Below are 21,118 nucleotides of genomic sequence, written 5' to 3' on the forward strand. Positions count from 1 at the left end.
CCCGCGCTGTCGGCCGATTTTCGCCGAAAGTCTTTAGAACGTCTCCGGGCGTAGCGACCGCTAATGACTACCGCAGGTGGTGTCCGATGGAGCTGATCATCACGGAGAAGGACAACGCCGCCCGCCGCATCGCCGAGATCCTCTCGGAGGGGAGCGCGACGGCCGAGCGACGGAACGGCGTCAACGTCTACCGGTGGGGCGACACCCGCGTCGTCGGGCTCTCGGGCCACGTCGTCGGTGTCGACTTCCCGCCGGAGTACAACGACTGGCGCGACGTCGAACCCGCCGAACTCATCGACGCCGAGGTGACGAAGGAACCGACCCAGGAGAACATCGTCACCACGCTCAAGACGCTGGCCCGCCGGGCCGACGAGGCCGTCGTCGCGACCGACTACGACCGCGAGGGCGAGCTCATCGGGAAGGAGGCCTACGAACTCATCCGCGAGGAGACGGACATCCCGGTCTCGCGCGTGCGCTTCTCCTCGATCACCGAGCGCGAGGTCCGCAACGCCTTCGCCGACCCCGAGGAGATAGACTTCGACCTCGCGGCCGCCGGCGAGGCCCGCCAGATCATCGACCTCGTGTGGGGCGCGGCGCTGACCCGCTTCCTCTCGCTGTCGGCCCGGCAGTTGGGCGACGACTTCATCTCGGTCGGCCGGGTCCAGTCGCCGACGCTGAAGCTCATCGTCGACCGCGAGCGCGAGATCGAGGCGTTCGACCCCGAGGACTACTGGGAGCTGTTCGCGGACCTCCAGAAGGACGGGTCGGGCTTCGAGGCGCAGTACTTCTACGACGACGACGGGAGCGAGGCCGAACGCGTCTGGAACGAGGCCGACGCCGACGCCGCCTACGCCGACCTGACGAGCGTCGACGCGGCCACCGTGACGAGCGTCCGCCGCCGGACCCGGACCGACAGTCCGCCGACGCCGTTCAACACAACCGCCTTCATCTCCGCGGCGAGTTCGCTGGGCTACTCCGCCCAGCGCGCGATGTCCATCGCCGAGGAGCTGTACACGGCCGGCTACATGACCTACCCCCGGACGGACAACACCGTCTACCCCGACGACCTGGAGGAAGACGTCCTGCTGGACGAGTTCGTCGGCTCGCCGACCTTCGGCGAGGACGCCGAGTCCCTGCTCGAACAGGACGACATCGTCGCCACCGAGGGCGACGAGGAGACGACCGACCACCCGCCCATCCACCCGACCGGCGAGATTCCGTCGAAGGCAGATATATCCGAGGACGAGTGGGAGATATACGAGCTCGTCGTCCGGCGCTTCTTCGCCACCGTCGCGGAGGCGGCGACCTGGGAGCGCCTGCGCGTCGTCAGCGAGGCCGGCGGCCGCTCGCTGAAGGCCAACGGCAAGCGCCTGGTCGAGCCGGGCTACCACGCGGTCTACCCCTACTCCAGCGCCAGCGAGAACCACGTCCCCGACGTCGAGGAGGGCGAGGAACTCGCTATCTCGGACGTCCGACTGGAGGCCAAACAGACCCAGCCACCCCGCCGCTACGGCCAGTCTCGCCTCATCGAGACGATGGAGGACCTGGGCCTGGGAACGAAGGCGACCCGGCACAACACGCTGGAGAAACTGTACGACCGCGGCTACATCGAGGGCGACCCGCCGCGGCCGACGGCGCTGGCCAACGCCGTCGTCGAGGCCGCCGAGGAGTTCGCCGACCGCGTCGTCAGCGACGACATGACGGCCCAACTGGAGCGGGACATGACCCGCATCGCCAACGGCGAGGCGACCTTAGACGAGGTGGCCGACGAGTCCCGCGAGATGCTCCAGCGGGTGTTCGACGAACTGGCCGCCTCTCGCGAGGAGATCGGCGAACACCTACAGGAGTCGCTGAAGGCCGACAAGACGCTGGGGCCGTGTCCCCAGTGCGGCGAGAGCATGCTCGTCCGCCGCTCTCGACAGGGGTCGTACTTCGTCGGCTGTGACGGCTTCCCCGAGTGTCGGAACACGCTGCCGCTCCCGTCGACCGGCGAACCGCTCGTGCTGGACGACCACTGCGAGGACCACGACATGCACCACGTGAAGATGCTCGCCGGCCGGGACACCTTCGTCCACGGCTGTCCCCGTTGCGAGGCCGAGAAGGCCGACGAGAGCGACGACGAGGTCATCGGGCCGTGCCCCGACTGCCACGACGAGGAGGGCGGCGAACTCGCCATCAAGCACCTCCGCTCGGGGTCGCGGCTGGTCGGCTGTACGCGCTACCCCGACTGCGACTACTCGCTCCCGCTCCCCCGCAACGGCGACATCGAGGTGACCGAGGCGTTCTGCGAGGAGCACGACCTCCCCGAGCTCGTCGTCGACCCCGACAGCGACGACCCCTGGGAACTGGGCTGTCCCATCTGCAACTTCGAGGAGTATCAGGCCCGCAACGCCGTCGAGGACCTCGAAGACCTGAACGGCATCGGCGCCGCGACGGCCGAGAAGCTCGCGGCCGCCGGCGTCGAGTCGCTGGACGACCTGCGGGCGGCCGACCCGGACGGCATCGCCGCCGAGGTGCAGGGCGTCAGCGCCGGACAGGTGCAGGACTGGCAGTCCGAACTCGAGGCCTGACCGGGCGCCTCACTCGTCGACGACGAACGTCACGCCGTCACACACCGGACACTCGATGGCGTCGACGTTCTCGGTGGTGACGGTGTCGACGACGCCGTAGACGACGGCGTTGGCCATCGGGTCGGCGAGTTGGCGGCCACAGAGCGGACACGTCACGACGCCCGCACGCAGGTCCTCGCGGTCGATGACGTTGGCGTCCCTGTCGCCGGGGCGCGGGTCTTCGTCGTCGGACGGGTCGTCTGGGTCTGGCATCTGTGGCTACAACTGCAGGTGTGACGTCGAACTCGGGCCGTCGTCGTCCGTGCCGCCCTCGTGGTGGAACTCGTAGTCGTCGTCCACGAGGAAGACGGTGCCGTGGCGCTCGGCGACGTCGACCCCCGGCAGGGTCGTCCCGGCGGCCTCGCCGTTGTCGCAGTCGCCCTCGCAGGCGTCGAACAGCGACCCGTGGCGCGGGCAGATGAGCTGGCCGTCGCGCATCGGCACGCCGCGGCCGGTGTCGAAGCGCTGGTCCTCGTGCGTACAGCGGTTGACCCACGCCTCGACGCCGTCCTCGCAGGGGACGACGACGACCTCCTCGCGGTCGCCGTACGGCCCCGTCGCGGTGAACAGGTACGACCCCGACTCGTGGACCGTCTCGACGGTCGTCAGCTGGTGCATACGGCAGTGCTGGACCGCGAACGGCTAAGGACTGGTGGTCGTCACTCCACGAACGTCGGTGTGTCCCGGGACCAGTCCCACTCCAGGTAGCGGAGCGTCGGCGTCTCGTCGTCGGGAATCTGGTCGTACCGACGGAGGAACGCGACGACGCCGCGCCGCCCGCCGAAGTCACCGGGGAACCATCGGAAGGGACGGGGCACCCGCACGACGCCGCGCTCGCGGTCGTACTCGACGGTGGCATCGAGGTACGTCCGCGTCGCCGTGTCGAGTTGCTCGTCGACGGCGTCGGGGTCGTAGGCCCTGATGGCCGGACAGCTCGCGGCCCCGCAGTGCAGCGCGAAGTGGATGCGCGGGTCGGGGTCGGCCAGTCGGTAGCGGAGCTCGAAGCTATCCGGGAGGAGCCTCGGGAGATACCCCAGACCGTACTTCGACCGGGAGCCCCGGAGGATACCGTGTTCGATGGCGTCCAGTCCCAGCGAGTGGCCGGCGACGGTCACCACCGGTGCCCTGAAGAACCGCAGCGAGCGGAGCCGACTCTCGTAGAGGTCGGGGCGTCGCTCGACCAGCATCGCGGTGCCAGCGTTGTAGCAGTTCAACCAGAACGCCAGCGCCGTCAAGCGGTCCGTGCGGACGGCGTCCAGCGCCGGCTCGTCGAGGCCCGAGAGCGCGGTCAGGAGCGGGGCCGGGTCGTCCCCGACGCGCGTCGCCATCAGGAGTCGCTGCGCCAGCGTCGTCGGCGCGGCGTCGACGGCCGTCTCGCTCCCGCCCGCGGAGTCCATATCCCGTCGGAGGGACCCACGGCGAAAAAGCGTTGTGCGGTCGTGTCCGGGACGAATACGGTCCCGAACGGGGCGTGGACTCCTCGCCTGTTCGACAGGTCCGTTCCACCATCCGAAGCCGTTATGACCACAGGCAAAAGTCAAAGCGGTATGAGCGATTGGGCGGACTGGGACCACATCGTCAAAATCGACCCAGACAAGACGCTGGTCGACGGCGAGACGTTCGAGGACGTGGCGGCGACCGGCACCGACGCCATCGAGGTCGGCGGGACGACCGGGATGACCGAGGAGAAGATGCAACGGGTCGTCGACGCCTGCGGGAAGCACGACATCCCCGTCTACATCGAGCCGTCGAACCCCGCCTCCGTCGTCCACAGCGACCGCCACGACGGCTACCTCATCCCCGTCGTGATGAACGCCGGCGACGTGACCTGGATCACCGGCGCCCACAAGGAGTGGATCCGCATCGACGACGAGATAGACTGGTCCCGGACCTTCACCGAGGCGTACATCGTGATGAACCCCGACGCCTCCGTCGCCACCTACACGCAGGCCAACTGCGACCTCGATGCCGACGAGGTGGCCGCCTACGCGGAGGCCGCCGAACACCTGCTGGGACAGGAGATCGTCTACGTCGAGTACTCGGGGATGCTCGGCGACACCGAGAAGGTCGCCGCCGCGGCCGACATCCTGGACGACGCGACCCTGTTCTACGGCGGCGGCATCCACGACTACGACTCCGCGCGGACGATGGCCGAACACGCCGACACCATCATCGTCGGCGACCTCGTCCACGACGAGGGCGTCGACGCGGTGCGAGAGACGGTCAAGGGCGCACAGGACGCGAAGGCCGAAGCCCCGCAGTAGACGACGGGAAGGCAGCGGTTCGTAGGCAGTGCACCGTCACGGGTGACGGACTCGAGTTTTCAACCGATGATAATCTGCATAATAGATAAGTAGACCATTAGCCATCTGTTCGCATGGTTCTGTTTGGTGGTCAGGACGGATCAGACGTCGACCTCGACGACACTGCCCCGGACCAGTTGGTACTCGCTGGACTCGGGATGCCGACACTCGTACTGGACGCAAATGGCGAGATAACGCAGTGCAACGACCGCGCACGCGACCTGTTCGGTGTCGACGGGGACACCGTGGTGGGTGTCGAACCCGAGTCGCTCCTCGATAGCCGGAGTGGTGTGAGCCACGCCGCACGGGAGGCTATCGCCGGCGAATCGGTCATCGAGGACCGGGAAGAGGTGTTCGTCGTCGATGGGCGTTCTATCAACGTCAGCCGGACGGTCAGGCCGGTCTACGACGACTCGGGGACGTGTATCGGTGCGGTCGAGATCGACCGCAACATCGACGCCCGCATCGAACGCCGTGAGCGGACCGAGGTCCTGGAGGCCTACCAGCGCGACGTGCTCGACGACCTCCGAGCGAAGCTCAGGCACCTCGGCGACGGCGACCTCACCATCGACCCGACGGTCGAACCCCCGGAGTCCGATTTCGAGGAGGTGCAGGCCGTCTACGAGGAGTTCGTCGAGATGAACGACGACCTCCTCCGGGCCGTGAGCAACGTCCGCAACGTGGTCTCGAGCCTCGACGACCAGTCCGAGACCATCGCCGCGACGAGCGACACGCTGAGTGCCTCGACGGAGGAGGTCACGGCCTCCATCCAACAGATAGATGCTTCGAGCACCGAGATGGCGACGGACGCGAACAGGGTTGCCGAGGAGGCCGAAGCCGCCGAGAGGACCGTCGAGGACCTCTCGGCAGCTATCGAAGAGATCACCGCGACGGCACAGGAGATCAGTGCGCGTTCGGAGACGGCGGAGGACCTCACACAGGAGGGCGTGCTGACGATTCGGGACGCCCTCGAAGAGATCCGTGACGCGACCGACGCCGCATCGGACGTCGCGACGGAGATGAGCGAACTGGAGGCCCACATGAAACACGTCGGCGACATCGTCGCCATTATCAGCGACATCGCCGACCAGACGAACATCCTCGCGCTCAACGCCAACATCGAAGCCGCCCGGGCCGACACCGGTGGTGAGGGGTTCGCAGTCGTCGCGAACGAGGTCAAGACGCTCGCGGAGGACTCACGAGAGTCGGCCGACGACATCGTCAGCATCATCGAGGACGCCGAAGCGATGACGACCCATCTCGCCGACAGCATCCAGAACGCGAACAGGCGCGTCTCGGTCGGGGCCGACGCCGTCGAGGAGTCGGCCGAGACGCTCGAGACCATCCGGGAGCGAATCGTCGAGACCAGCGACGGCGTGTCCGAGATCACGAACGCGGTCGAGTCACAGGCACACGACGCGGAGGAGGTGAGCGCGCTCGTCGACGACACCGCCTCCATGGCCGGCCAGGTGAGCGCGGCGGTCGAGGAAATCGCGAGCGGTATCGACGAACAGGCCGCGGCGATGGACACCGTGGCGCACCGAGCAACGGCCCTGAGCACGGCGGGCGACAACATCGAAGAGCTCGTCGACCTGTTCAAGCTCGAGCGCGACGACGACGCGAGCATCGACGAGGCCGACGACGTGACTGACGCACAGGTAGCGGTGCCGACGGACGACGGGCCCGCGTCCGGCGACGAGACCGACGCCGAGCGGGGGGAGACAGGGACAGGGCCGACCCGGCTTCGGCCAGACGATCTCTGACCGTCAGGTCCAGTCGGCCAGGTCGATGATACTGTCGCTGGCCAGCCACTCGCTGTCGGCCGGTGACTGCAGGACTGCGTTCGACCCCGTTATCTCTAGGGTTGTCTCGGACATGGTAGACAGAAGAAACCGTGCGTATCTAACGCGGCCACCCAACCAGTTTGGACTCTCCACCCGCTCGCTTTCCGAGGGCAACTCCCTCCGGTCGTGCCCCTCGCTTCCCTCGCTACGAATGACTTTCCTTAAGTCCCGGCCACCAGAACGGATGTCCATGGACGACCGCACCTACACCGCGGACGCCGAACCCGGTGACGAAGTCACCGTGGCCGGCTGGGTCCACGAGATCCGGGACCTCGGTGGCATCGCCTTCCTCATCCTGCGGGACACGACCGGCAAGATTCAGGTCAAGTTCGAGAAAGACGAGATGGACGACGACCTCGTGGAGACGGGGCTGAACGTCCACCGCGAGTCCGTCATCTCCGTGACGGGTGCCGTCGAGGAGGAACCCCGGGCCCCCACCGGCGTCGAGGTCACGCCCCAGAGCGTCGACGTAATCTCCGAAGCCGACCCCGAGCTGCCGCTGGACCCCTCGGGCAAGGTCGACGCCGAACTCCCGACCCGACTGGACAACCGCACGCTGGACCTCCGCAAGGAGGAGGTCAAGGCCATCTTCGAGATCCGCGCCGAGGTCCTGCGTTCGGCCCGCGAGGCCTTCCGCGAGCTGAACTGCACCGAGATCAACACGCCGAAGATCGTCGCCACGGGGACCGAGGGCGGCACGGAACTGTTCCCCATCACGTACTTCGGCCGCGAGGCGTTCATGAACCAGAGCCCACAGCTGTTCAAGCAGCTGATGGTCGGCTCCGGGCTCGAACGCGTCTTCGAGATCGGCCCCATCTTCCGCGCCGAGGAGCACAACACGCCCCGGCACCTCAACGAGGCGACGAGCATCGACTTCGAGTCGGCGTTCTACGACCACACCGAGGCGATGGACGCCTGCGAGCACGTCGTCAAGGCCGCCTACGAGGGCGTCGCCGAGAACTGCGCGGACGAACTCGAGGCGCTCGGCCTCGAGGACGAGTTCGAAGCGCCCGACGGCGCGTTCCCACGCCTGTCCTATCAGGAGGCGCTGGACAAGATCAACGCGACCGGCGAACTCGACGAGCCGCTGGTCTGGGGCGACGACCTCTCGACGGAGGCCGAACACGTCCTCGGGCAGGAGATGGGCGAGCACTACTTCATCACCGACTGGCCCAGCGAGATCAAGCCGTTCTACATCAAGGACCACGACGACGACGAGGAGGTCTCGACCGGGTTCGACATGATGCACCCGTCGATGGAACTGGTCTCCGGCGGCCAGCGTGAGCACCGCTACGACCACCTCGTCGCCGGCTTCGAACAGCAGGGCCTCGACCCCGAGGCGTTCGACTACTACACCAAGATGTTCAAGTACGGCATGCCGCCCCACGCCGGGTGGGGACTGGGCGGCGAGCGCCTCGTCATGACGATGCTCGGACTGGAGAACATCCGTGAGGCCGTGCTGTTCCCGCGCGACCGGCAGCGCCTGAGTCCGTAGGCGACGGCGCGACCACGGCACCACGCGGTCTGACGCCCCGATATTTTTGTGGCAGCAGTCGTCAGCGACCCTATGGACCGCCAGCGACGCGTCACCGTCGAGGTGGCCGGAACGGTCGTCGGGACACACCTCCTGTACACGTTCCTAGTCGACCCCGCCCTGGAACGTATCGACCCCTCGCTCGCCCTCAGCGACGCCGAACCGACCCTCTACACGCCGTTCGGTCGGTTCGGAACGTTCCCGGTCGGCGGGACCGACTTCTCGCAGCCGGCCATCTACATCTACCTCGCCACAATCTTCGCCGTGTTCGGACTCTACGTGGTCCTCCGGCGGGAGACGCTGAAGCAGGTCGGCGAGCAGTACGCCGTCACGGAAGAACTGGAACAGTGACTGCCGCCGTCCGGGGTGGGTCACTCCGGGAACAGTTCCTCGCGCCGTTCGATGGCGTCGATGCGCGCGACGTCGTCCGCGTCGAGTTCGAGGTCGGCGGCCGCGAGGTTCGCGTCGAGATGCGCCCGCGAGGACGCCTTCGGGATGGTGACGACGTTGTCGTGGGCGGTGACCCACGCGATGCTGACGGCGGCAGGCGAGGTGTCGTGTTTCTCCGCGACGGCCCGTATCGTCGGGTCGTCGAACACCTGCCCGCCAGCGAGCGGCGAGTACGCCACCAGCGGGTAGCCGTGGCGCTGGGCGTCCTCGAGGAGCGCCGCCTGTCGGAAGTACGGGTGGAACTCGACCTGATGGGCGGCGACCGGGCTGTCGAGGTGCTCGCGGGCGGTGTCGAGCTGGTCCGGGTCGAAGTTCGACAGGCCGACGTGCGTGGTCAGGCCGGCCTCCCGGACCGCGTCGACCGCCGGCAGGGTGGTCTCGGGGTCGTAGTCCCCGCGTGGCCGGTGGACGTACAGCAGGTCAACGCTGTCGAGGCCGAGGCGGTCGAGGCTCGCCTCGGTGCCCGGGCGAACGTCGTCCGCGGCGAGGGCGTCTATCCACAGTTTCGTCGCGACGGTCAGCGCGTCACGGTCGACGGCCGCCGACGCGATGCCGTCGCCGACGACGCGTTCGTTCTCGTACACCTGTGCCGTGTCGAGGTGCCGGTAGCCGGCGTCGATAGCCGTCGTGACGGTGTCGGGGGTGTCGATACCCATCGTCCCCAGACCGACCGGTGGAAGGTCCATAGTGGCCGCTCGGCCGACGAACGGATGGGCGTGTCGGTTACGGTGGCACGACCCACGTAGCGTTCGCCACGCGACAGTGCTCGGTCGAGAACGAGGGGGCGGCTCAGAACTCGGTGCGGTCGCTGACCGCCGCCGCGTGTTCGGTCCACTTCTCGACGGTCGGTGACTCCCAGTACCGGACGGCCTCGCTCCGGTCGTCGTAGTCGACGATACCCAGGCGGTGGAGTTCCGGGAGGTGCGTCTCGACCAGTGCGGCCTCGACGGCCTCGACGTCGGTGTCGGCCTCGGGGAGGCTGGCCTCTCGCCCCCGTTCTGCGACGGCGGTGGCCAGCGTCCCGACGTCGGCCCCCGTTCCCCCACAGGTCGCGAAGTAGCGACAGACCGCGCGCCGTCGCCAGTCCGACAGTGCCTCGAACACGGCGTCCACCGTCGGCGTCGTGAGCCCCCGGTCCTGCGGAGTCATCCCACGCCACGTCTCCTCCCCCGGCCCCGGGTCGGATGACTGATTGCTCATCGTGATGTGTACGAAGGGGAGTGTCATTCATCAACACGGCACCTAGCCGTCTAGGTAGAGCGTGCGGCGGGCCGTCGGTTCGGACCACTACGGTCAGACGTCCAGCAGTGCGTCCAACAGGTTCCGTTCGGCCCGTCGCAGGTGCTGGTGGAGGGTCGGCGAGGAGATGTCGAGCGTCTCGGCCAGCTGCTCGGCCGTCGTGTCCCGCGGCCACTCGTAGTAGCCGGCGAGGTAGGCCGCCCTGAGGACCTCCAGTTGCCGGTCGGTCAACTGGTCTCGGAGCGGCGAGTCGTCCGTGGCGGTCGTCGGTCGGTGCTCGCGCTCCCGCTTCGCGACGAGGTCGAACCCGCCGTGCTGGGCCGAGAGGACCTCCTGTATCGTCCGCGGGTCGGCGTCAGTCGGCGCCTCGACGAGCATCGAGAGCCGAGTCGGCTCCGCGACCGCGTCGACGAGTCGCGCACCGACGTCGAGGAGCAGCGACTGGTAGGTCTCGGTGGTGCGAAGCTCGAGGACGCCCCCGTCCTCGCCGGTCCGGATGACGCGGCCGTCGAGCACCGGCTCGAACGCCAACAGGCTCTCGAGGACGTCCGCCGGCGGGGCACCGTCGACGCGGATGTACTGGAGGGCCTCGTCGCCGACGTCGACGCTGCCCGCCGCTTCGAGCCGGCAGTCGTGTCGGTCGGCCACGACTATCGGATACGCGTCCCGGTCCTCGGACTCGAACTCCATCTCGAGGACCCGGTCGTGCGTCAGGAGCCGTCTGTTCTGGACGGCGGTGAAGGCGAACCCGACCATGTCGCCGAGCACCGTGAACGCGTCCACGACGCGGTCTCTGAACGCGTCGACGCGGTTGGCGTAGACGACGAGGACCCCGTGGACGACGTCGTCGTGCTGGAGCGGGACCACGACGGCAGACAGGTAGTCACGGCCGAGCGCTTCGTCGCGCCAGCCGGCCAGCCGCTCGTCGGTGGCGATGTCGTCGACGACCTGCACGTCGCCCGTCCGAAGCGCGACGGTCCCGGGCCCGTGTGCCCGGTCCGACGGCGTCGAGCGGTCGGCGACGATGTTGAGGTAGCCGTCGTCGTCGCCGGCGACCGCCTCTCTGGTGATCCGGTTGTCCGGCCCCGCACGTTCGCCGATCCACGCCAGTTCGTAGAACTCCGACTCGACCAGTCGGTTGCAGACGGTCGTCTCGATCTCGTCTCGGGTCGCCGCCGTCCCCAGCGCCCGGATGACGTCCTGGATGAGGACGTGGACCTGTGTGAGCGTCGCCAGGTCGTCACGCTGGGCTTCGAGCTCCTGCTGGCGCTGCTTTCGCTCGGTGATGTCCTGGTGGATACCGACGGCCCGGAGCGGGGTCCCGTCCTCGTCGCGTTCGGACACCCGGCCGATGTCCCGTATCCACTTGTAGTCGCCGTCCTTGGTCCGCAGGCGGTGGTCACACTGGTAGATGTCCGTCTCGCCGTCGAAGTGGGCCTGGATAGCGTCCCAGGCGCGGTCGACGTCGTCGGGGTGGACCAGCTCGTCCCAGGTCTCGAGGCGCGGCTCGATGTCCGACAGCGAGTAGCCGAGCATCTCGGCCCAGCGCTCGTCGAAGGTGACCTCGCCGGTCTCGACGTTCCAGTCCCAGACGCCCAGTTCGGCCCCCTCCAGTGCGAGCTCGAGGCGCTCGGTCGTCCGCTCCAGTTCCCGCTCACTGGCCCGTTGCTCGGTGACGTCCCGGTAGAGCCAGAGGTTCCCCTCGCTGTCCGGCAGGTCGATGGGGATGTAACTCCGCTGTATCGTCCGCCCGTCGCTCAGTTCCAGGTCGGTCCGGAGGTCGGTCGAGCGGTCCGCCAGCAACTGCTCTATCTCCTCGCGGAAGCACTCGGGGTCGGCGAACTCCTGGCTCACCCGCTCGGCGGCGACCGAACAGTCCGTGCCGACGAGGTCCTCGGCCGACCCGGGGAGGTCGAAGACGTCGACGAGTCGCTGGTTGGCCGTCAGTATCTCGCGGTCGTCGTCCTCGACGAGGATGCCCACCGGGAGGGCGTCGAGCAGCGTCGACAGGAGCGTGTTCGACTGTTCGAGTTCCTGCTCGTACTCCACCCGCTCGGTGACGTTCTGCGCGACGGCCATGCCCGAGATGACCGAACCGTCGTCGTCGCGTATCGGAATCACCTGCACGTAGTAGTGGGAGCCCCGGTACTCGTCGACGAACGCGCTGGTCCGCCCCTCGAAGGCCGCCTCGTACGCCTCTTCGAGGAGTGAGGCGTTCTCCGGGGGGAAGATATCCCGTGGGGTCTGCCCGACGAAATCCGACGAATTCAATCCGAGGCCGCGCAAGTCTTCGCCGCCCGCTTCCGTGTACCGGAACGCCTCGTCGAAGAGGAACACCCCGCCGTTCGGGAAGTGGTCGACGAGTTGTTCGAACAGTTTCGTGCGTTCCCTGAGCTCGCGCTCGCGTTCGCGTCGCTCCGTGACGTCCCGGGCGACGCCGTGCAGGCCGCGATACGTGCCGTCGTCGTCCCGGAGCAGCGTGTAGTGAATGGACACCTCCCGCTCCGTCCCGTCCTTACACCGGAAGGTGAGGTCGACGCTCGTGCCGTCGGCCTCGTCCGCGAGCAACCGTTCGATGGTCTCCTGACCCGTCGCCAGTTCGCCGGGCGCGAGCGTCTCGGCCGCGTGTTTCCCGATCAGTTCCGCCGGCTCGTAGCCAAGCATCTCGGCGAACGACGCGTTACAGTAGTCGATGACGCCGCGTTCGTCGAGCGTGTACAGCCCGTCCTGGGCCTGTTCGGTGAGCTCTTCGAGCAGCGACAGTCTCGCCTCCCGACGGGCCTCGGCGGTGATGTCCTCGATTTCGAAGAGGCGGAGCGACCCCGCGGCGGCCGGGAGGTCGTAGCCCCGACACCGGAGATGTCGGTCCTCCCGGTCCGTCTCGACACGGACCGTCACCGGGTCCGTCGGGTCCTCCCGGAGGCGCTCCGCCGCGCCCTCGGCCGCAGTCTCCGACGCCAGCGTCGCCACCGCGTCGTAGACGTTCGTCGTCTCGAAGTCGACGTCGTCGATGCCGTCGAGGGTCCCGCGGGACCAGACCGGGTCCCCGGCGTCGTCGACCAGCACCGTCAGGTCACCCTCGTCGGCGCGGGACGCGACGTCGTCGGCCGCGGTCCGGACGGCGTGGCTCGACCGGTCCACCGACGGTTCGACGAGGCTACCGACCTTCTCCGCGAGGAACGACTCGTTCGCGTCAGCCCCCTTCTCGACCACCGTCGTCGCCGCGTCGACCAGCGCCTCGTCGACGTCCGCCGGGTCCCGTGTCGAGTACAGTACCACTGGGCAGTCGAAAGTGTCGACGAGCCGGTCAGCCCCCTCGATACCCACGGGGTCGACGACGAGACTCGCGGGTGGCGTCGCCGCCCCGACCTCGAGGGCCGCGTCGGTACTCCCGACGGCGGCGACGTCGATATCGGACCGGGACTCAGTCATCTCGGCCCGCGTCCGTTCGCGCGTCGCGGGGTCGGCGTCGACGTACAGGATAGTGGTCCGCTCTGTCTGCTGGCTATCCGTGGCCACAGTCCGGGACTGAGAGTGGTCTGTCATGAGGTGGTCCGCCGTCTCACGTTGGGCAGACGCACCACCTCTGACAACTATATACTGTCGGTCAATTTATCAGAGGCGATAGCAGAACCGGCCGACGGCGCGTGTCACCGCGCCGCACCGGCGGACTCGGCGACGCTCGTCAGCGTCAGCCACGTGTTACAGCCGGCACGGAGGGCGACGAGGTCCGCGGCCGCGACGGTGAACTCGAGCGTCGCGCCGTCGCGGGTCAGCGTCGCCGTCGTCCGGTCGCCGTCGATGGCACCGAGTTCCGGACGGAGGCTCCGCTCGACGCGGCGGGCACGCTCCGCGTCGGGGTAGTCGAACGTGAGAACGGTTCGGTGAGGCGCTGTCACTTGACGTCGATCTCTTTGACGTCGGGCGACCGCTCCTTCAGCAGGACGCGGTGGCCACAGTACGGACAGCGGACGCCACCGTACTCGTCGAGTGTTACGTCGCGCTTACAGCGTGAACACTTGTAGCTCATACCAGATAGGTGGGCGTCGAGGCCCTTTACTCCTCGTCTTCGGCCAGCGCGGCGCGGATCGAACGGCGGACGGTCTTGCCACCGGGCGTCTGGGGCTTGTAGCTCCCGCCGGTGTACTTGTAGTCACAGTAGCTGCACTGCCAGATGCCGGTCCCCTGTCGGTCGACGCGGTCCTCGCCGCAGTTCGGACAGGCGTGGTCCTCGTTCATCTCCGACTCGATTTCGGCGACGCGGCGGCGAGCGACGCGACCGTAGCGAGCGCCGAATCGGCCGGCGCTCCCGGTTCGTCCTCTCTTGTTGGCCATAGTACTCTCTGGTCGGCCCAGCGGCCACATAAGCCCTTCGAGACGAGTGTGAAACGAACTGCGTCAGGGACTCACACCCGCGGCGACCGGCCGAGCGACGGAACCGTGGCCACAGCGACTAAACGTCGCCACGGTAAACAGTGCTGGTGCTATGGACGAAGCACTCGAAGTCGTCGAAGTCGTCGCAGACTCCGAACTCGAGGGAGTCGTCACATGGCTACTACGCCTCGTCGGGCTCGTCGCACTGCTCGCGGGGCTCGGGCTCTGGCTGTTCACCGAGATGGGGCTGCTCGTGCTCCCGGCGCTGCTCATGTTCGTGGGCGTCGTCCTGTTGGTGGCACCGAGCGTCCTCCTGCTCGCCGCAGAGCTGACGTAGGGACAGCCACACCCATTACCGTCGACCGCGAACGACCAGCGATGGCACTGGCCGACGACGTCCGGAGTCGTCTCCGCGAGGTCGCCCCCGCGACGAGCGAGCGGCTCACCGAACCGGCGTTCCTGCTGGCCGGGGCCGCCGCGGGGGCGCTGGGCTGGGGCGGGACGCAGGTGCTCGCGTGGCTCGACCTCCCGAACGCCGCGCTCAGCGCGACGGCGCTGTGGGTCGTCCTCGTGGGCGCGTTCGCGGGCGCGACGGTCCTGCACGGCCCCGACACCGTGCGTTTCTCCGACGCGATGTTCGTCTGGGGGGCGGTCAACGGCACGGCGATGGTGCTGACGCTGGCCGGCCTCGCGGGACTCGTCCCCGAGCCGCTGGCGTTCTGGCACGCGTGGGCCGGCGCCGCCGCGGTGGGGTACTGCTGGACGGGCATCTTGCTGTCGGGGCCCGAGCACGCCGAACGGGGCCGGGCCTACCGCCTCTCTGGGGTCGTCGCACTGGCCGTCCTCCTCGTCGGGAACGTACGCTTCTCGCTGGTCGAACCGGTCGCCTTCCTCCTGCTGGGACTGCTCCACGTGGTCCCGCTGACGCTCGACGCGCGGCAGTTGTCGTAACCACGCGCTCCCCGGTGCGAACGCGGTCGGCCACCTAGCGGGCGTCACAGCACCTATCGTGGGAGCGGGCGTACTCACGGGTACACGGAGCCACCACATGACGTACTACGACCCGGATACCGACGCGGCGCTGAAGACCGCCCTCGACGGCCTCGTCACGGAGTGGCCGGCGGTGACCGAACGAACGATGTTCGGCTGTCCGTCGTATCTGGCCGACGGGACGCTGTTCGCCGTCGTCGTCTCCGGCGGCGTCGCACTCACGCGGCTCCCCGAGGCAGACCGGCCGGAACTGGACGCGGCGTTCGAGACGGGGCCGTTTCAGGCGGGCGAACGGACGGTGTCGAAGTGGGTACACGTGACTGTCGACGGAGACGGGGTCGAACGGCTCGCACCGTTCGTCAGGGCCAGTTACGAGTCGGCGCTCGAAGAGACCGCCTGAGCGCTCGCCGGCGTCAGTCCTGTAGTTCGGCGTCCCGCAGGGCCTCGTTCAGGTCGTCCCGGACGTGCTCGCCGAGTTCCCGGTCGCCGGCCGTCGTGACGACGCGGTTCTCCTGCACGCTGGAGCCGTCCCGGATGAGGACGCGGACGTTGCCGTTGGTGTCGGCCCGCGTCGCCTTCGCTCGCACGCCCGTGGGCGAGCTCGACCCGCCGGCGTCGATGGGGCCGGGGATGACCTTCTTGACGTGCGGGTGGCCGGCCACAGTGTGGATGACCCGCTGGCCGGAGCGGCCGCCGATGAGCGTCGAGTGGCTCCCGCCCAGCTTCTCGGCCGGCGCGGCGTCGACGACCTCGAGGGCGGGTTCGCCCTGCCGGTCCAGCACCCGCTGGACGGGGTCGTCGCCCTCGACGCGGAAGAACTCGTGGTGTAGCTGGCCTCGGACGGCGGCGATGACGTCCCGGTCGCCGGTGACATACACCTCCTCGGGGCGCTTGCGGCGCACCTCGTCGGCGACGAGGCCGGCGAAGTTACGCAGCTCCACGACGGCCTTCTCGTCGCCGTCCTCGCCCTCCGGCGTCGTCGTCACCGTACGCTGGCCGACGACAGACTCGTCGGCGATACAGGAGACGGTCGCCCGGTCGCGGCCGAGTTCGAGGACGACCGCCTCGGTGTTGGCAGTGTGACAGACCAGACAGTAGTCGCCCGGTCGGTCCAGCGGCGTCGCACACTGCCGGCAGTCCATGGGTGGACGTAGGGAGTGTCGGCCGGATAAGCCGGACGGTTTCGCGGCCACCGGATGGGACGTGATAGCGTACCAACCCTTATGTGTCGTCGGTCCAACTGGCGCAAGTGGCCGTGGGACCCGTCGACTCGGTCCGAGAGCGTGTCCGGGTAGCGGCGCGTCCGCTGGCGGCGTTCGGGGCGACGACGGTCGGCAGCGTGGTCGGGTTCGTCCTGCTGACCGGCGTCTCGGTCGTCGACGCCGCGTTCTGGCTCGTCGACCCGACGAGCATCGAACTGTACTTCGAGCACCACCAGGGCCCCGAGCGAGCGACGAAGGCGTTCTCCGTCGTCGTGTTCACCGCGCTCGTCCTCGCGGGGCTCTGGGTCGGCGAGTCGGCGCTCGACGCCGCGTTCGACGGCCGCCTGCAGGAGAGATTCAAGAGAATGCAAACCGAGCGAGCGATAGCCGACCTCTCGGACCACGTCGTCATCTGTGGCTACGGGATGTTCGGTCGGACCGTCGCGGACGGACTCCGCGACCGCGGCTGGGACGTGGTCGTCGTCGAGAACGACGCCGACAAGCGCGACCGGATGGACGACGAGGCCCTCGTCGTCGGCGGCGACGCACGCCGCGAGTCCGTTCTACGGGACGCCGGCGTCGACAGGGCCGGCATGGTCGTCGCCGCCATCGACGACTCCAGCGCGAACATCCAGATAGCGGTGACGGCCGACGACATGGCCCCGGCTGCGCAGTTGGTCGTCCGCGTGGGCGACGAGATGTACGAGCCGACCGCCCGCCACGCGGGGGCCGACGTCGTCGTCATCCCCGAAGTCGTCAGCGGCGTCGACGTCGTCGAGGGGTTCTGAGCTCACGCGCCCGGGTCGGTCTTGCGGAACTCCCGCAGGAGGACCGTCGCGTAGCTGCCCTTCGGCAACGAGAACGAGAACGTCAGGTCGTCGCCGTCGCGGTCGACGCCGAGGTCGGTCCGGACCATGACGGCCCGCCGCGTGCCCTCGCTGTCGAACTCGCCGGGCAGGTCGAAGTCGGCGGGTTCGAGGCCCACGTCGGCCAGCACCTCGCGCTCTATCTCGCCGGGTTCACCGTCGGCCAGTGTCGTCTCGGTGCCGACGAGGGGGGCGGTGACGAACGCCCGGCCGCGCTCGCAGTGGCGCTCGACAGTCCGCAGGCGCTTCTCGGTGACACGCTGGGTGCGGTCGGGGTCGGGGAGCCGCAGTCCCTCGGGCGCCTCGCTATCGGCAAAGCACACCACGTCGCCCTCGACGGGATGGTCGAACGGCAGCCCCCGTTCCAGTCGCTCCGAGAGGACGCGGTTGAACACGTAGGACTGGGCGGCGTTGACGAACAGCGTCTGGAGGTTCGTCGGGAGCGCCTCGACGGCCGCACGGAAGTCTGCGGGGTCCTCGGCCCCGTTCTCGACGAGCGCGTGGCACATCGACCGCTCGTAGCCCAGCGCCCGCGGCAGGCGGTCCAGCGCCCCCGCCCAGTCGCGGGTCTCGTCGACGTAGGCACGGGCTGCCCGCGTGTCCGCCGGTTCGCGCTCGTGCGGGTTGCCCACGTAGGCGAGAACGGCGTCTTCCCACTCTTCGCGGACGATAGCCAGTCCGACCTCGTGGGTGACCGGCCGGCGCGACCCGAACCGCTGCTGGCCGAAGAAGTTGGGGACCCCGACGGTCGACTCGCCGTCCGGGAGCGAGTCGCCGTCGATACCCTCGGAGTCCTCGCCCGCGAACGCCCGCAGGTCGGCCAGCACGCTCGCGGCGTTCTCCGGGTGTTCGGCGTCACGCACGACGATGTCGAAGGCGTTGCCCGCGAGGTCGCCGAACAGCACTGGCCGGCCGGCGCGGCCCACCACCTCGACGTCGGCGCCGTCCACCTCGGGTACGTCCGCGGGAGCGATACCCTTCACCGAGAACAGCTGCCGGGTGACCGCCCGCTTGTCCTTCGTTCCGGCCCACGAGACGCGCTCGCGGGAGATGCCCAGTCGGTCCGAGAGCGCGCTGGAGAAGTCGTTGGTGTCCCAGTTGTGCAGCTCGACGCGGAGGACCAGATGGGGGTAGGCACCGGTGTCGGCGTCGACCGGCGACGTGTCGAAGGCCTCCAGTTCGGTGACCCGGAAGTCCTCGGGCGAGGCTCTGAGACGGCCGCCCACACCGTCGGCGTCGCTGACGTAGTACTCCATGCCGACCACCTGCTCGATGGTGTGGGCCTCGCGCATTGGTGGTCTGTTCGTCGGCGCGGGTTTAGCGTTGGCGTTCGTCGCTTGTGAGAGGGGATGGACACGCAGCGAGTGGCGGTCGGAGAGACGGTGGTTGCGCCGAAGGGTAGCGTTGCCGGTTCGTGAAAACGGGACCGTCGAGGTGACCGGGCACTACGAACGGTAGAGCGCGGATTCAGCGGGGCCGTCAGTCCCTGTATCACCGAAGCAAGATGAGCACGGCGCCGACGAGCAGTTGGCCCACCGGGGCGAGAGCGAGTGTCCCGACGGCCCGGATACCCCGGGTTCGGCCGGCCACCACCGCCGCCGCGACGGGGACCAGCAGGAAGCCCAGATAGAGGGCGAGGACGAACCCCAGCGCGACGACCGGTGGTCGAACCGTCGCCGGCGGGAAGCCGAGCGTGAGGACGACGAACCCGGCGAGCGCTACCACCGACGTGACGAGTAGCCAGCCACCGACCGTAGCCACGAGAACGGGGCTCCCGCCCGGCCGTTCGCGGGCGAAGGCCGCCGTGGCCGCGACTGCGGGGACACACGCGTACACGATGGGATACCAGATGCCGTCGGCGAGGCCGAGGTCGGCCTCGATAGCGAACGCGAGCACTGCGCCGAGGGCGCTCACGGCGACGGCGAACACGGCCACCTGTCTGTTCCGTTCCATGCGTCGACACCGTACGTATCGGCCGCCCCGCCCCTCAACCTGCCGGTCAGTCCGTCACGCGTACGCCTCGAACTCCTCGCCGAAGACGAGGAAGTACGCGACGCCGACGACGCCGACGGCCGTGGCGAGGCCGAAGGCCAGTTCCGGGCCGGCGCGGAGGGTGACCCACGCCACGTCGACGGCCCACGAACTCCCGTAGAGCCACCCGCCCAGCGCGGCGCTCGGGATGACGAGCGTATTCCGGACGAGGTAGTACGTCCCGGTGACGCGGCCGCCGGCGTCCCGTTCGGCCGGGCCGACGATGAGCGCCTTGTGGGCGGGCAGGCCGGCGAAGCGCAGGCCCGAGTACGCGAAGAGGAGGAGCAGTACCCACTGGTCGGCCGGCGCGTAGATGAGCACCAGCGGGAACAGGGCGTACACCGAGAATCCCAGCGCTACGGCCGGTTTCAGGCCCGCGTACTCGGCGAGCTTCGAGACGGGCGCCATCGAGACGATGGCGACGACCATCTCGACGCCCAGCAGGACGCCGAAGAAGGCGTCCGGTCGCAAGTCGAACCCGAAGCCGGTGAACCCCACCGCGAGGAAGTCCGTGACGACAATGACGAAGAAGACGTACACCATGCCGTTGGCGAACCGGACGAGCGTGTCGGCGACCAGTAGCGGGCGCAGCGTCGCGGGCATCCCGCGCAGGTCGTCGAGGACCTGCTGGACCCCCTCGAAGGACTTGCCCAGCGTGTCCTCGCCGGCGTCGTAGAGGACGTGCTGGGCCACCGTCGCCACCGCGCCGCAGGCGACGGCGACGAGGAGGACGAGCTGGAAGCCCCCGACGAACGTCGCCGAGACGGCGAGCAGGCCGGCGGCGACCAGCGGACCGACGAGGAACCCGAGGCGGCGGAACACCTCGGTGCTGGCAAATCCCATGGCGAGGCGCTCGGGCGGGACGCTCTGCTTGACGATGGCGAACGTCGCCCCCAGCCCGAAGGACTTCCACGCCTGTGCCAGAAACAGGCCGAGGAAGACGAACGCCCACGCGGGGACCGTCAGCGGACCGACGGCGACGGTGCCGACGACGGCGGCGAGGTACCAGACGCCGAAGCCGACGGTGGCGAGGACGGCGAAGGCCGTCAGCGCGAACCGGGAGCCCAGACGGTCGGAGAGAGCCCCGCCCGGGTAGGGGTAGACGGCGCTGATGAGGTTCCCGACGCTGCCGTAGAGGCCGATGACGCCCGCGCTCGCACCCAGCAGGCGCATGTACTCGGGGACGTACCGGCTGGTCATCTGGAAGGCCAGCGAGAACGCCAGCATCGACAGCGAGAGGACGAGGACGTCCCGTTCGAGTGCGAAGAACTGCCGGAACGCGTCGAGCAGGTCGACGTCGTCGTCGGCGCGGTCCGTGGCCATCGGCCGGAGTAAGACACGGCCGGCACTTATACCTGCGTTCTGTCGGTCTCAGGCGCTATATACCGCTATGTACGGGTTCGGTACCCGCCACTCGAACTGAGGTTAGCAGCTCCATAACGAGGACGGTGGGCGACAGAGGTCCGGCCGAGCGAGGACCGTGACCGAACCCGAACACGCACACGACCGCAGACGCGACGACATGGCCGACCGCGTCGAACGGTGGCGCGACAGCGACGTCGAGATAACCGAGTTCAGCGGGCGCACCGTCGCCTACCGCCCCGACGTCGACGAGTCGTGGATATGCGGGTGGGTCGACGTGCCGCGCTGAGCGGCGCTCACGACCGGCGCGAAAA

The 21,118-nt window shown here is 68.6% G+C and carries 23 protein-coding genes; 10 read left to right on the forward strand and 13 right to left on the reverse strand.

Annotated features, from left to right (window positions below; genetic code table 11):
* The first annotated feature begins 86 nt into the window (after window positions 1-86).
* Window positions 87-2,570 carry a DNA topoisomerase I gene (locus tag ACV7GQ_RS11955; protein ID WP_470310465.1) on the forward strand — a complete coding sequence of 828 codons (2,484 nt, stop codon included), beginning with the start codon at window positions 87-89 and terminating at the stop codon, window positions 2,568-2,570.
* A 9-nt stretch (window positions 2,571-2,579) separates the two neighbouring features.
* Here ACV7GQ_RS11955 and ACV7GQ_RS11960 read toward each other — a convergent pair whose 3' ends face one another.
* From ACV7GQ_RS11960 to ACV7GQ_RS11970, 3 genes are read right to left on the reverse strand one after another with little or no spacing between them, the layout of a single operon-like run.
* Window positions 2,580-2,822 (reverse strand): hypothetical protein, encoded by a 243-nt coding sequence (locus ACV7GQ_RS11960; RefSeq protein ID WP_470310466.1) that lies wholly within the window; start codon window positions 2,820-2,822, stop codon window positions 2,580-2,582.
* A 6-nt stretch (window positions 2,823-2,828) separates the two neighbouring features.
* On the reverse strand, window positions 2,829-3,227 hold the full coding sequence (locus ACV7GQ_RS11965) for a Rieske (2Fe-2S) protein (RefSeq protein WP_470310467.1): 399 nt from the start codon (window positions 3,225-3,227) through the stop codon (window positions 2,829-2,831).
* Window positions 3,228-3,268: 41 nt separating this feature from the next.
* A complete protein-coding gene (locus ACV7GQ_RS11970; RefSeq protein WP_470310468.1) occupies window positions 3,269-4,006 on the reverse strand; it encodes a DUF547 domain-containing protein in 738 nt (245 codons plus the stop codon).
* A 150-nt stretch (window positions 4,007-4,156) separates the two neighbouring features.
* On the opposite strand from ACV7GQ_RS11970, the gene ACV7GQ_RS11975 reads away from it, so the two are divergent.
* The 4 genes from ACV7GQ_RS11975 (at window position 4,157) to ACV7GQ_RS11990 (ending at window position 8,641) form a co-directional block, all read left to right on the forward strand.
* The gene (locus ACV7GQ_RS11975) at window positions 4,157-4,873 is read left to right on the forward strand and encodes a phosphoglycerol geranylgeranyltransferase (protein ID WP_470310469.1); all 717 of its coding nucleotides are present in this window, start codon (window positions 4,157-4,159) and stop codon (window positions 4,871-4,873) included.
* Window positions 4,874-4,986: 113 nt separating this feature from the next.
* Complete coding sequence (locus ACV7GQ_RS11980) at window positions 4,987-6,675, forward strand: methyl-accepting chemotaxis protein (protein WP_470310470.1); 1,689 nt, start codon at window positions 4,987-4,989, stop codon at window positions 6,673-6,675.
* A 271-nt stretch (window positions 6,676-6,946) separates the two neighbouring features.
* The gene (gene aspS, locus ACV7GQ_RS11985) at window positions 6,947-8,251 is read left to right on the forward strand and encodes an aspartate--tRNA(Asn) ligase (protein WP_470310471.1); all 1,305 of its coding nucleotides are present in this window, start codon (window positions 6,947-6,949) and stop codon (window positions 8,249-8,251) included.
* Between the two features lie 72 nt (window positions 8,252-8,323).
* Window positions 8,324-8,641 (forward strand): hypothetical protein, encoded by a 318-nt coding sequence (locus tag ACV7GQ_RS11990; RefSeq protein ID WP_470310472.1) that lies wholly within the window; start codon window positions 8,324-8,326, stop codon window positions 8,639-8,641.
* A gap of 20 nt (window positions 8,642-8,661) precedes the next feature.
* On the opposite strand, the gene ACV7GQ_RS11995 is transcribed toward ACV7GQ_RS11990, so the two are convergent.
* The 6 genes from ACV7GQ_RS11995 to ACV7GQ_RS12020 all read right to left on the reverse strand — a co-directional run bounded on the left by ACV7GQ_RS11995 (window position 8,662) and on the right by ACV7GQ_RS12020 (window position 14,344).
* A complete protein-coding gene (locus ACV7GQ_RS11995; protein WP_470310473.1) occupies window positions 8,662-9,426 on the reverse strand; it encodes an aldo/keto reductase in 765 nt (254 codons plus the stop codon).
* A gap of 103 nt (window positions 9,427-9,529) precedes the next feature.
* Entirely contained in the window at window positions 9,530-9,889 is a 360-nt protein-coding gene (locus ACV7GQ_RS12000; RefSeq protein ID WP_470310474.1) for a DUF7344 domain-containing protein, read from the reverse strand.
* A gap of 144 nt (window positions 9,890-10,033) precedes the next feature.
* Window positions 10,034-13,525 (reverse strand): PAS domain S-box protein, encoded by a 3,492-nt coding sequence (locus tag ACV7GQ_RS12005; RefSeq protein WP_470310475.1) that lies wholly within the window; start codon window positions 13,523-13,525, stop codon window positions 10,034-10,036.
* Window positions 13,526-13,629: 104 nt separating this feature from the next.
* A complete protein-coding gene (locus ACV7GQ_RS12010) occupies window positions 13,630-13,878 on the reverse strand; it encodes a KEOPS complex subunit Pcc1 (protein ID WP_470310476.1) in 249 nt (82 codons plus the stop codon).
* Window positions 13,875-14,009 carry a DNA-directed RNA polymerase subunit P gene (locus ACV7GQ_RS12015; protein ID WP_166968497.1) on the reverse strand — a complete coding sequence of 45 codons (135 nt, stop codon included), beginning with the start codon at window positions 14,007-14,009 and terminating at the stop codon, window positions 13,875-13,877. The genes ACV7GQ_RS12010 and ACV7GQ_RS12015 overlap by 4 nt, the downstream gene beginning before the upstream one ends.
* A 26-nt stretch (window positions 14,010-14,035) precedes the next feature.
* A complete protein-coding gene (locus ACV7GQ_RS12020) occupies window positions 14,036-14,344 on the reverse strand; it encodes a 50S ribosomal protein L37ae (RefSeq protein ID WP_470310477.1) in 309 nt (102 codons plus the stop codon).
* A 121-nt stretch (window positions 14,345-14,465) separates the two neighbouring features.
* Here ACV7GQ_RS12020 and ACV7GQ_RS12025 point away from each other — a divergent pair, with 121 nt between their 5' ends.
* The 3 genes from ACV7GQ_RS12025 (at window position 14,466) to ACV7GQ_RS12035 (ending at window position 15,743) form a co-directional block, all read left to right on the forward strand.
* Complete coding sequence (locus tag ACV7GQ_RS12025) at window positions 14,466-14,690, forward strand: hypothetical protein (RefSeq protein WP_220616951.1); 225 nt, start codon at window positions 14,466-14,468, stop codon at window positions 14,688-14,690.
* 41 nt (window positions 14,691-14,731) lie between these two features.
* Window positions 14,732-15,304, forward strand: coding sequence for a hypothetical protein (locus ACV7GQ_RS12030; protein WP_470310478.1), 573 nt, complete (start codon window positions 14,732-14,734; stop codon window positions 15,302-15,304).
* 97 nt (window positions 15,305-15,401) lie between these two features.
* Window positions 15,402-15,743: a TfoX/Sxy family protein gene (locus ACV7GQ_RS12035; RefSeq protein ID WP_470310479.1), complete on the forward strand. Its 342-nt coding sequence runs from the start codon at window positions 15,402-15,404 to the stop codon at window positions 15,741-15,743.
* Window positions 15,744-15,756: 13 nt separating this feature from the next.
* Here the strand turns inward: ACV7GQ_RS12035 and ACV7GQ_RS12040 are convergent, their stop codons facing one another.
* A complete protein-coding gene (locus ACV7GQ_RS12040) occupies window positions 15,757-16,485 on the reverse strand; it encodes a DUF2103 domain-containing protein (RefSeq protein WP_470310480.1) in 729 nt (242 codons plus the stop codon).
* Window positions 16,486-16,598: 113 nt separating this feature from the next.
* Between ACV7GQ_RS12040 and ACV7GQ_RS12045 the strand changes: the two genes are divergently transcribed.
* Window positions 16,599-17,333 carry a potassium channel family protein gene (locus ACV7GQ_RS12045; RefSeq protein ID WP_470310481.1) on the forward strand — a complete coding sequence of 245 codons (735 nt, stop codon included), beginning with the start codon at window positions 16,599-16,601 and terminating at the stop codon, window positions 17,331-17,333.
* A gap of 2 nt (window positions 17,334-17,335) precedes the next feature.
* Here ACV7GQ_RS12045 and truD read toward each other — a convergent pair whose 3' ends face one another.
* The 3 genes from truD to ACV7GQ_RS12060 all read right to left on the reverse strand — a co-directional run bounded on the left by truD (window position 17,336) and on the right by ACV7GQ_RS12060 (window position 20,765).
* Window positions 17,336-18,703, reverse strand: coding sequence for a tRNA pseudouridine(13) synthase TruD (gene truD / locus ACV7GQ_RS12050; RefSeq protein ID WP_470310482.1), 1,368 nt, complete (start codon window positions 18,701-18,703; stop codon window positions 17,336-17,338).
* Between the two features lie 199 nt (window positions 18,704-18,902).
* Window positions 18,903-19,364 carry a hypothetical protein gene (locus ACV7GQ_RS12055; protein WP_470310483.1) on the reverse strand — a complete coding sequence of 154 codons (462 nt, stop codon included), beginning with the start codon at window positions 19,362-19,364 and terminating at the stop codon, window positions 18,903-18,905.
* A gap of 54 nt (window positions 19,365-19,418) precedes the next feature.
* Window positions 19,419-20,765, reverse strand: coding sequence for an MFS transporter (locus ACV7GQ_RS12060; protein WP_470310484.1), 1,347 nt, complete (start codon window positions 20,763-20,765; stop codon window positions 19,419-19,421).
* Between the two features lie 157 nt (window positions 20,766-20,922).
* Between ACV7GQ_RS12060 and ACV7GQ_RS12065 the strand changes: the two genes are divergently transcribed.
* The gene (locus tag ACV7GQ_RS12065; protein WP_470310485.1) at window positions 20,923-21,093 is read left to right on the forward strand and encodes a hypothetical protein; all 171 of its coding nucleotides are present in this window, start codon (window positions 20,923-20,925) and stop codon (window positions 21,091-21,093) included.
* Window positions 21,094-21,118 lie beyond the last annotated feature (25 nt).

This window comes from Haloarcula sp. MBLA0163, from assembly GCF_055632435.1.